General features: G+C 55.7%; 2 protein-coding genes. Both read right to left on the reverse strand.

What is annotated here, in order from left to right:
- Window positions 1-630 (reverse strand): DUF2931 family protein (locus tag AC1DHT_RS29080; protein WP_477761580.1); only part of this gene is annotated, 630 nt, incomplete at its 3' end.
- Window positions 623-2103: T6SS phospholipase effector Tle1-like catalytic domain-containing protein (locus tag AC1DHT_RS29085; RefSeq protein WP_477750117.1), on the reverse strand; the 1481-nt coding region annotated here is incomplete at its 5' end. The genes AC1DHT_RS29080 and AC1DHT_RS29085, both read right to left, overlap by 8 nt.

The raw sequence follows: 2103 nt of genomic DNA on the forward strand, positions 1-2103 counted from the left end.
TTTGGATTCTTCTGAAAGGGGTCGATGTTTTCCGTTGGAGGTGCCGCCGTAAGGGCCTTCGGGATTGATCGTGCCTTGTACGCGAGTGACTTCGGTCGACTTCAGGCAAGGGCCACCCAAATACACTTTGGCGATACCGCCAGGTGCCAAGCCAACAATCAGCAGCTTTCGGTAGTCCGTTATCCATTTACCATCTGCACCACAAAAGGCCCTTTCGCCCTTGAGCATGGTGGTTCGAGCCGATTCGGGGATTTCAATATACGCCTCATAAGTTTGCGGCTCGGCCAGCGACTGCCAGCGTACGTAGACCAAGCGGGGTAGATCAGCGCCTGTTAGATAACGGCCACTCCCGCCCGGATGCTTGGGCCATCCTTTGGGTTGGCCGCGAAACGTCGTTGGTATGCCTTTACTGAATGCCCTCGGATAACCGGTAGACACTCCTCCGCTGCCCGCCCCGCGAAACACTCGCTCATTGATATCAACGACATCAGCCGTTTCAATCCAGGCTTCCATATAGGGTGGCCCAAAGAAATGGAGGTCCCAGGTTTCATAAGGAAGCGCTCGACTTTTTCCGAGTGTGCATCCGGCCAAAAAAAAGGCGATCAACAGCACAAAGCTTTTCTTAAACATTGGGATGCACCACGCGCACATGGTTTTCGGCGGGACGATTGATGAACACGATATCCAGATCGCTATTCTTGAAGCCTTTGAGGGCGTTCCAGTTCGCAGAGAGATGGATATAGCGCCCAACGAGCAAAGCCTCTTCGTCCAGGCTCAAACCCGCGCGGCGGGTTTCGCCCAGCGCGTAAGCCATCAGTTTTTGAGCGATGGGTTGCAGTTCAACAGGCAACGCATATTTTTGGTCCTCATCGTCGATGTCGTCGAAAGGCACGTCGTGCCTTGCACCCAACTCACGCATGATGCGCAGGTAAACCAAGGCCAGTTCATTACGCACCTCCCGCTGGCTGCTGACCGCCGCATACACATGCTGCCACTTTTCGTGGTCACCTTTGACCTTGCGTTCAAACTTCAGCACCCAGGTTTGCACCTGCAATGGCAGATCATGAAGGTTGAGCTGATCCTGAAGGCGATGCAGTTCGGTTTGGGTCCAGCGATAGGCAATGGATCTCATGGGGGACACGTGAGCATCCTCCTGGCTACGGAATGGCTTGCTGAGCAGAATGTGCTCAGGGGTGCGATGCAGATAACCGCCACCAAGGTCAGAATGAACGCCCGGCAACACGATATCGGCGGCGCCTGCACTGTTGAGCGAAAAGTTGTGGCGACGCTCGTCCCGCGCTACCAGATGCACGACTTTTTTGGCCATGTCCGGCGCCAGGTACAGGTTGACGCCAGGATTGTTGGCATCGTGGACGCTGATGCCGCCAATGGAAACGCTCGCGACGGCAGCCACGGTGTCGAAGATACCGATGAAGTTGATGGAGGCGTCGGTCTTGGTCCGCCAGGCAAACGCTTCGACGAACAGCGGTGAGTTGGCCGGCAGCAACATCGCCAAAGGGCTCTGTTCTCCTTTCAATACTTCGTTGGCGAAGTGCCGCGCGGCAGCGGCGCCTCGGCTGAAACCGAAGATATCGAATTCGATACGCTCGACTTTTCGGTCAGGGTTAGCAAGTTCGAACCGCCGAACGACTTCGAGAATATGCGCTGGACTCTGTTCAACTCGCGCCAATACGCCTTGCGCACCTTTGCCGGTCATCTGCGAGTAACGCGAATCTTCTGCTCCGCTACTGGTGCCAATACCCTCCAGATAAACACGGATTGACGCTTTGCTCTCATCTGCCGAGAGCCGACGTTCGCTGTCATCGTTGTACAGGTCATGGAGCTTCGCCACATTACTGCTGTCATTCCCATAACTGTTATCCGGCGCTCCCCCCTTGCCGTCATACCCATGAGCCTGACAAAACTGCCGAATGTCCTCCGCCAGCTCTTCCAGCCCCACATCCCGCGCATGGCACTCGGCGACCATTTCACTGTTGGATCGGTTATTGCCGGTACCATCGAAGAACACGCCGATCCGTAAGGTAATCCCCTCCAGCTCGACTTCTTCCTCCTCTTCCTCCAGTTCGCCTGACGCTTCGTCCT

Source organism: Pseudomonas sp. 05N432 (assembly GCF_056396945.1).